Origin of the sequence: Nocardioides sp. (genome assembly GCF_036401255.1) — a bacterium.
GTDB lineage: Bacteria > Actinomycetota > Actinomycetes > Propionibacteriales > Nocardioidaceae > Nocardioides.
In genome coordinates this window covers 1-8,338 of record NZ_DASWVI010000017.1, presented here as the reverse complement: position 1 = coordinate 8,338, position 8,338 = coordinate 1, and the positions used below count along the sequence as shown (strand labels likewise).

The window sequence follows — 8,338 nt, the reverse complement described above, 5'->3', positions numbered from 1 at the left end:
GCCCTGCTGCCGCGGCCCGGCGACGACGAGGCGATCGACCTGAACTGCGCGGCGCCGTCCGCCCCGGCGGGCCTGGCGAAGGCGTACGCCGAGGCCGCGGCCGAGCTGCCGGCGTACCTGGGCGGGCACGGCTACTTCCCGGCCGGCCTGCCCCAGCTCCAGCAGGCGATCGCCGCGACCTACGACGCGCGCGGCCTGCCCACCGGCCCCGACCAGATCATGGTCACGCCCGGCGCGTTGAGCGCGGCGTCGATCCTCGCGCAGGCGTTCACCGCCCCAGGCGATCGGGTGCTCGTGGAGTCGCCGGTGTACCCGAACGCCACCGACGCGCTGCGCCACGGCGGCGCCCGGCTCACGCCCGTGCCGGTCGACCCCGAGGGCTGGGACCTCGCCGCGGTGGGCGCGGCGCTGCGGCAGACCGCACCGCGTCTGGCCTACCTGATCCCGGACTTCCAGAACCCCACGGGACACCTGATGACCGACGAGCAGCGCGAGGAGTACGCCGGGCACCTGCGCCGCGCGCACGTCACGGCGATCGTCGACGAGGCCCACCAGTGGCTCCCGCTCGAGGGCCAGGACATGCCGCGCCCGTTCGCGGCGTACGCCCCGGACACGATCACGATCGGCAGCGCGAGCAAGGGGTTCTGGGGCGGACTGCGACTGGGCTGGATCCGGGTGCCGCCGGGGCTCATGGACCGGCTCACCCGCGCGCGGGTGAGCATGGACCTCGGTGCGCCGGTGATGGAGCAGCTGGTGCTGGTCCGGCTGCTCGCCGACCCCGCCGGCGTGCTCGCGGACAACCGCGCCCGGCTGCGCGTGCAGCGCGACGCCCTGGTCGGCGCCGTGCGTTCACAGCTCCCGGAGTGGTCCTGCCGGGTGCCGAGTGGCGGGCTGGCGCTGTGGTGCCGGCTCCCCCAGGCCCTCGGGTCGGCGGTGTCGGCCGAGGCCGAGCGTCGCGGGGTGATCGTGCCGCCCGGCCCGGTGTTCGCGGTCGAGGGCGGCCTCGACCGGTTCGTCCGGATCCCGTGGACCCGCCCGGGCGAGGACCTGGTCGAGGGCGTCGCCCGGCTCGCCGAGGCGTGGGCCGTCGTACGCGAGCGGCCGGTGCCCGGGCCCGGCGGCACGGGACGGGTGATGGTGGCGTAGGACGTGCCGGCCGCGACACGCCGACCCAACATCTGGTTCCCGCCCCCAGGGCGCCCCACTACATATGGTGTTCAGCGCAGCTGGTTCGACGTCCCAGCCAGGGGCGCCGAGGCAAGAGGGAACCCGGTGTGAGTCCGGGACTGCCCCGCAGCGGTGAGTGGGAACGACCGCCGTCATCAGCACTGAGCGCCCCTCGTGGGCGCTTGGGAAGCGACGGCCAGTAGGGGTCGAGCCGGCACGTGCGTGCCGGAGCGACGCGCCCGCGAGTCCGAAGACCTGCCAGCGCACCGCACCCGTCGGGTGCGGTGGTCCGAGGCCTCGTGGGACGGCCGACGGCTGGCACTCCCGCGTGCGCCGCTCGCGCTCGGGACGACACCGTCTCCTCCTCGTGGCCCCCGGTCCTTCGAGACCGATCTCGCGAGGAGAGAGAAGTGACGGTCACCGAGACCCCGACGCGCACCTCGATGCAGGTGCGCAAACGCAACGGCGACAGCGAACCCGTCGACGTCAACAAGATCGTGCGCGCGGTCGACCGCGTCAGCGCGGACCTGTCCGACGTCGACCCGATGCGGGTCGCCACCCGCACGATCAGCGGCCTGTACGACGGCGCGACGACCGCCGAGCTGGACCGGCTGTCGATCCAGACGGCCGCGGAGATGATCGGCGAGGAGCCGCAGTACTCCCGGCTCGCGGCCCGTCTGCTGGCCGGGTACGTCGAGAAGGAGGTGCGCAACCAGGGCGTCGCGTCGTTCAGCCAGGCGATCGCGCTGGGGCACGCCGAGGGCCTGATCGGCGACGCGACGGCGGCGTTCGTCAAGGACAACGCCCGCAAGCTCGACTTCGCGATCGACCCCGACGGGGACCGGCGGTTCGAGTACTTCGGGCTGCGCACGGTCTACGACCGCTACCTGCTGCGCCACCCGACGACCCGGCTGGTGATCGAGAGCCCGCAGTACTTCCTGATGCGGGTCGCGTGCGGGCTCGCGCAGAGCACCAGCGAGGCGATCGGGTTCTACCGGCTGATGTCGTCGCTGGCCTACCTCCCCAGCAGCCCGACGCTGTTCAACTCCGGCACCCGGCACACCCAGATGTCGTCGTGCTACCTCGTGGACAGCCCCCGCGACGACCTGGACTCGATCTACTCCCGCTACGGCCAGGTCGCGAGGCTGTCGAAGTTCGCCGGCGGCATCGGCATCGCGTTCTCGCGGGTGCGCTCGCGCGGCGCGCTGATCCGCGGCACCAACGGGCAGTCCCACGGCATCGTGCCGTTCCTGCGCACGCTCGACTCCTCGGTCGCCGCGGTCAACCAGGGCGGCCGGCGCAAGGGCGCCGCGTGCGTCTACCTCGAGCCGTGGCACCCGGACGTCGAGGAGTTCCTCGAGCTGCGCGACAACACCGGCGAGGAGGCACGGCGCACGCACAACCTCAACCTCGCCAACTGGATCCCCGACGAGTTCATGCGCCGGGTCGAGGCCGACGAGCCGTGGTCGCTCATCGACCCCGACCAGGTGCCGGAGCTGCCCGACCTGTGGGGTGAGGCGTTCGATACGGCGTACCGGCAGGCCGAGGCCGACGGCCGCTACGTCCGGCAGGTCCGTGCCCGCGAGCTGTACGGCAAGATGATGCGGACCCTGGCCCAGACGGGCAACGGCTGGATGACGTTCAAGGACGCGGCCAACCGCACCTGCAACCAGACCCAGGACGCCCCCGGTGGCCCGGTGGTGCACCTGTCGAACCTGTGCACGGAGATCATCGAGGTCTCCTCCGACGGCGAGACCGCGGTCTGCAACCTCGGCTCGGTCAACCTCGCCCAGCACCTGCGGTCCTCGGGCGGTGTCGCGGGCATCGACTGGGACAAGCTCCGCGAGACCGTGCGTACGGCGGTGCCCCTGCTCGACCGCGTCATCGACATCAACTTCTACCCGAGCGCCGAGGCCGCTGCGTCGAACCCGCGGTGGCGACCGGTCGGCCTCGGCCTGATGGGGCTGCAGGACGTGCTCTTCGCGCTCCGGCTGCCCTTCGACTCCGATCAGGCCCGCGAGCTGTCCACGCGCATCCAGGAGGAGATCCACCTGACCGCGCTCGAGGTCTCGTGCGAGCTGGCGCGGACCCACGGGCCACACCCGGCGTACGACGCCACGAGAGCCGCCCGCGGCGTGCTGCAACCGGACCTGTGGGGCGTGTCGCCGACGCAGGCCGAGCGCTGGTCGGCGCTGCGCGAGCAGGTCGCCGAGCACGGCCTGCGCAACTCGCTGCTGATCGCGATCGCGCCGACGGCGACGATCGCCTCGATCGCGGGCTGCTACGAGTGCGTCGAGCCGCAGGTGTCCAACCTGTTCAAGCGCGAGACGCTGTCGGGTGAGTTCCTCCAGGTCAACAACGCCCTGGTCCGCGAGCTCAAGGAGCGGGGCCTGTGGACCGCCGAGGTGCGGGAGGCGATCAAGCGCGCCGACGGCTCGGTCCAGGGGGTGACGCAGCTGCCCGAGGACGTGCGCACCCTGTTCCGCACCGCCTGGGAGCTGCCGCAGCGGGCCCTGATCGACCTGGCGGCCGAGCGTGCGCCGTACGTCGACCAGAGCCAGTCGCTCAACCTCTTCATCGCCGGGCCGTCGATCGGGAAGCTCTCGTCGATGTACCTGCACGCCTGGAAGTCCGGGCTGAAGACGACGTACTACCTGCGTTCGCGCCCCGCGACGCGCATCCAGCAGACGACCGTCTCCGCGGTCGCCCCGACCATCACCACCGTCGACCAGGAGGCGCTCGCGTGCTCCCTGGAGAACCCCGAGAACTGCGAGGCCTGCCAGTGACCATCACCCACGAGAACACCACGATGCTGCTCGACCCGGGCATGAACCTGACCCTGCGTCCGATGCGCTACCCGCACTTCTACGACCGCTACCGCGACGCGATCAAGAACACCTGGACGGTCGAGGAGGTGGACCTGCACTCCGATCTGAAGGACCTGCCGCGGCTCAGCGACGCCGAACGACACCTGGTCTCGCGGCTCGTGGCGTTCTTCGCGACCGGCGACACCATCGTGGCCAACAACCTGGTGCTGAACCTCTACCAGCACATCAACTGCCCCGAGGGCCGGCTCTACCTGTCCCGCCAGCTGTTCGAGGAGGCGGTGCACATGCAGTTCTACCTGACGCTGCTCGACACCTACGTCCCCGACGAGGCCGAGCGGCACGAGGCGTTCGCGGCCGTCGACAACATCCCCTCGATCAAGACCAAGGCCGACTTCTGCTTCCGCTGGATCGACTCGGTCTTCGACCTCGACGCCCTGGAGACCCCGGAGCACCGGCGGAGGTTCCTGCTGAACCTGATCTGCTTCGCGGCCGTGATCGAGGGCCTGTTCTTCTACGGCGCGTTCGCGTACGTCTACTTCCTGCGCTCCCGCGGCCTGCTCAACGGGCTCGCGTCCGGCACCAACTGGGTGTTCCGTGACGAGTCGATGCACATGGCGTTCGCCTTCGACGTCGTGGACACCGTGCGCGGGGAGGAGCCCGAGCTCTTCGACGAGGAGATGGCCGCCCAGGTGCGCCAGATGCTGATCGACGGCGTCGACGCGGAGGCACAGTTCGCCGAGGACCTGCTCGGCGGTGGCGTCGCCGGCCTGTCCTCGGCCGACATGCGCTCCTACCTCGAGCACGTCGCCGACCGCCGCATGGAGCGACTCGACCTGCCGCCGATCTACGGCTCGAAGAACCCGCTGGCGTTCATGGAGCTGCAGGATGTCCAGGAGCTCTCGAACTTCTTCGAGCGCAAGGTCTCCGCCTACCAGGTCGGGGTCAGCGGGACGGTCGGCTTCGACGAGGACTTCTAGCGACCGACGCCGGGGCGCCGACGCCACTCGGCCGGCGTCCCGGCATCTGCGCTCAGCCGGGGACGACCACCACCTTGCCGAGCGCGTGGCCCTCGCCGACGTGGGCGAGCGCGGCCGGCACCTCGTCGAGGGTGAAGGTGCGGTCGACGTGGCACACCACCTCGCCGGCGGCGCACAGGTCGCCGAGCGGGCCGAAGTGCTCGGGGCCCTGCCGGACCGCGAGCACGCCGATGGACCGGCGGGTCACGGCGCCGAGCAGCGACCCGGCCGTGAGCACGCTGAGCATCGTGGGCACCGAGCCGCCGACGCAGCGGTAACGGCCGTGGCGGGCCAGGGCGCGTCGATAGGCGAGCACCGACCGGTGGGCGACGAGGTCGACGACCAGGTCGAAGCCCTGGCCGGTCCGGGTGAAGTCGTCCCGGGCGTAGTCGAGCACCTCGTCGGCGCCCACGGAGCGCATGAAGTCCTGCTTCTCCGCGTTGTCGACGCCGGTGACGTGGGCGCCGGCGCGCTTGGCCAGCTGGATTACGAAAGCGCCGGACCCGCCGCCGGCACCGTTGACGAGCACCCGCGCGCCCGGCGTGGCCCAGCGCGTGCCCTGCAGGGCGATCGCCCCGGCCTGTGGGATGGTCGAGGCCGCCACGAGCCCCAGACCGTGCGGCTTGTGGGCCAGCGCCGACGCGGGGACCACGGCGTACTCCGCGAAGCCGCCCTTGAGGGCGAGGTTGTCGCCGTACACCTCGTCACCGGCCCGGAACCGGGTGACGCCCTCCCCCACGCCCTCGACCACGCCCGCGATGTCCGACCCCAGCACCCTCCTCGCCGGTGAGCGCAGGCCGCCGATGCGGGCGTACGCCGGCGACCCGCGCAGGCACTCCCAGTCGCTGAGGTTGACCGAGGTCGCCGCTACGCGCACCAGCACCTGCCCGTTGCCGGGGGCGGGTGCCCGAACCTCCTCCACCCGGAGCACCTCCGGCCCGCCGTACCGGTCGTAGACCACCGCCCTCATCGGCCCTCCTCCGCTCGCGGTCGCTCCATGGTCTCGCGGCGGCCGCTGGTCAGGCCCGAGGCGGCCGGGGTGGCCGGGGAGCGTTCAGGCCGAACCGCACGCCGAGCATCCGGAGGGCGAAGCACGCAACGGCCGCTGCGATCGCGGCGGGGAGCCCGTAGGAGTCGGTGCGGCTGGCGATGACCGTGATGGTGGCGCCCAGGAGGGCCGGGATGGCGTAGAGCTCGCTGCGCAGCACGGTGGGCACCCGTTGGATCAGGACATCACGGATGGTGCCGCCGCCGGCGCCGGTGATCGCTCCGAGGATCACTGCCTGGACCGGCCCGATCCCGAGGTCGAGGGCCTTGCTCGCGCCGGTGACTGCGAACAGGCTCAGCCCGGCAGCATCCAGGAGCGTGATCGCGCCGGCCCACCGGTCGAGCCGGGATCCGAGACCGAAGGCGAGCAGACTGCCGGCGGCGGCGACGGCCAGATAGCGCCAGTCGCTGAACGTGGCCGGAGGCAGTGCGTCGATGACGATGTCGCGGACGATCCCGCCGCCGATCGCGGTGATCACGCCGAGGGTCAGCACACCGACGATGTCGAGGCGCACCACTCGCAGCGCGGTCAGAGCGCCGTTGAGCGCGAAGGCGAAGGTGCCGCAGAGGTCGAGGACGAGCAGCAACGTCGGCTCGGTGCTCACCGGACTCGGCTACGCCTTCGAGCCGGCCTGGTCCGCACCGCCGACCGGCGTCAGCCAGGCGAGCGCCGCGACGACGAGTGCAGTGGTGCCGGTCTCGAGGGTGGGTTCGATGACCGGGCCGAACTCGGCGGAGTGGTTGACCGGGAGGTCCTGGGCGATCCGGCCTGCAGCCTCGGCCTTGCCGTAGAGGGCCGGGTCGATCCCGCCGATGCCCCAGTAGGTGTAGGGCACGCCGAAGGCGGTCGGGATGTCGCTGAAGTCCTCGCTGGCGGTCTGCAGTGGCAGCTCACCGGCTCGGTCGCCGAAGTGGTCGGCGAACGCCGCGGCGACGCGCTCGGTGACCTGGCGGTCGTTGTCGGTCACCGGGAACCGGTCGAAGAGCTCGAACTCCGCGGGCGCCGGCGATCCCGAGGCGGCGCACTCGGCGTTCACGATGCGCTCGACAGCGTCCAGGATCGCCGTACGTGTCGCTTCGCCGTAGGTGCGGATGTTGAGCAGGATCGTGGCGGAGTCGGGGATGACGTTGCTCTTCGTCCCGGCCTGGATGCTGCCGACGGTCACCACGGCGGGATCACCTGGTCGGACCTCACGGGCCACCACCGTCTGCAGGCGCACGACGATCATCGCCGCGAGGACGACCGGGTCGACCGCGGCATGGGGCATCGAGCCGTGTGCTCCGCGCCCGTGGACGGTGATCCGCATGCTGTCTGCGGCCGCCAGGGTCGGGCCAGGCCGGGTGGCGACGTGCCCGGCGGGGAAGGGGAGCACGTGCTGGCACAGGGCCACGTCGACGGGGCCCACGAGGTCGACCAGGCCGTCCTCGATCATGCCGCGGGCGCCGTCGGCAACCTCCTCAGCGGGTTGGAACACCGCGACCACGGTGCCGGCCCAGTGCGACTGCGTCCGTGCCAGCACGTCGACCGCGCCCAGCAGGCAGGCGACGTGGACGTCGTGGCCGCAGGCGTGCATGACCGGCACCTCGGCGCCGTCGACCGTCGCCTTCTCGACGCTCGCGTAGGTCAGGCCGGTCGCTTCCAGGACCGGCAGCGCGTCCATGTCGGCACGTAGCAACACCACCGGGCCGTCGCCGTTGTGCAACACGCCCACGACTCCGGTGCCACCCACGCCTTCGTGGACCTCGCAGCGGGACTCCGTCAGGCGGCCGGCCACCAGGCGTGCGGTGCGGTGCTCCTGATGTGAGAGCTCCGGATGGGCGTGCAGGTCGCGGTAGAGCTCACCCTGCCAGCCACGAACGCCGTCCAGACAGGCAAGGACCGATGAAGATGAGGCTGACATGGTGCAGGCTCCTGGGTCGGTGGTTCGTCGCGCTCCGAGAAGTGCCGGACCAGTCCTCCGTACCCCGTTGCTGGCCTCGCACCGCGCCGCTCTGCGGCCGATTCGGGCCGTCTCGAGCGGCCCGGGGACTGACCTGCGCTCAACAGCGAGGCCGCGAACGGGGACCCTTCGAGTGGCTGTCTGGAGGTCGAGGTCACGGCCGCGTTGAAGACGCTGCGGACGCCCACCTCGCGCATCCTGGACCTGCTCGCGAATGGAACGCCGGAACAGCGCCGTGGCGCGGCGTCTGCGTTGAAGCGGCTGCAGGACCCCGATACCTTGCCGCCGCTGCTCCAGGCAGCGGACGATCCAGACCCCGCTCTGCGGGGCCGAGCCATCG

The 8,338-nt window shown here is 71.8% G+C and carries 7 protein-coding genes and 1 riboswitch; of the genes, 4 read left to right on the top strand and 3 right to left on the bottom strand.

Going from position 1 to position 8,338, the window contains the following annotated elements; translation table 11 throughout:
* From VGD85_RS00585 to VGD85_RS00575, 3 genes are all read left to right on the top strand, one after another.
* Positions 1 to 1,146, top strand: a 1,146-nt coding sequence (locus tag VGD85_RS00585) for a PLP-dependent aminotransferase family protein (protein WP_331061504.1), incomplete at its 5' end; no start/stop codon positions are given.
* Positions 1,147 to 1,210: 64 nt separating this feature from the next.
* Positions 1,211 to 1,444: riboswitch (cobalamin riboswitch) on the top strand.
* Positions 1,445 to 1,577: 133 nt separating this feature from the next.
* The gene (locus VGD85_RS00580) at positions 1,578 to 3,953 is read left to right on the top strand and encodes a ribonucleoside-diphosphate reductase subunit alpha (RefSeq protein WP_331061503.1); all 2,376 of its coding nucleotides are present in this window, start codon (positions 1,578 to 1,580) and stop codon (positions 3,951 to 3,953) included.
* The gene (locus tag VGD85_RS00575; protein ID WP_331061502.1) at positions 3,950 to 4,972 is read left to right on the top strand and encodes a ribonucleotide-diphosphate reductase subunit beta; all 1,023 of its coding nucleotides are present in this window, start codon (positions 3,950 to 3,952) and stop codon (positions 4,970 to 4,972) included. The genes VGD85_RS00580 and VGD85_RS00575 overlap by 4 nt, the downstream gene beginning before the upstream one ends.
* A 52-nt stretch (positions 4,973 to 5,024) precedes the next feature.
* Here the strand turns inward: VGD85_RS00575 and VGD85_RS00570 are convergent, their stop codons facing one another.
* Genes VGD85_RS00570 through VGD85_RS00560 form a run of 3 tightly spaced genes read right to left on the bottom strand, consistent with a single transcriptional unit; the run spans position 5,025 to position 7,959 of the window.
* Positions 5,025 to 5,981 carry an NAD(P)-dependent alcohol dehydrogenase gene (locus VGD85_RS00570; RefSeq protein ID WP_331061501.1) on the bottom strand — a complete coding sequence of 319 codons (957 nt, stop codon included), beginning with the start codon at positions 5,979 to 5,981 and terminating at the stop codon, positions 5,025 to 5,027.
* A 49-nt stretch (positions 5,982 to 6,030) separates the two neighbouring features.
* Positions 6,031 to 6,663, bottom strand: a complete 633-nt coding sequence (locus tag VGD85_RS00565; RefSeq protein ID WP_331061500.1) for a trimeric intracellular cation channel family protein — start codon at positions 6,661 to 6,663, stop codon at positions 6,031 to 6,033.
* 9 nt (positions 6,664 to 6,672) lie between these two features.
* A complete protein-coding gene (locus tag VGD85_RS00560; RefSeq protein ID WP_331061499.1) occupies positions 6,673 to 7,959 on the bottom strand; it encodes an amidohydrolase in 1,287 nt (428 codons plus the stop codon).
* Positions 7,960 to 8,163: 204 nt separating this feature from the next.
* On the opposite strand from VGD85_RS00560, the gene VGD85_RS23140 reads away from it, so the two are divergent.
* On the top strand, positions 8,164 to 8,338 hold a 175-nt coding region (locus VGD85_RS23140), incomplete at its 3' end, for a HEAT repeat domain-containing protein (protein ID WP_414690734.1).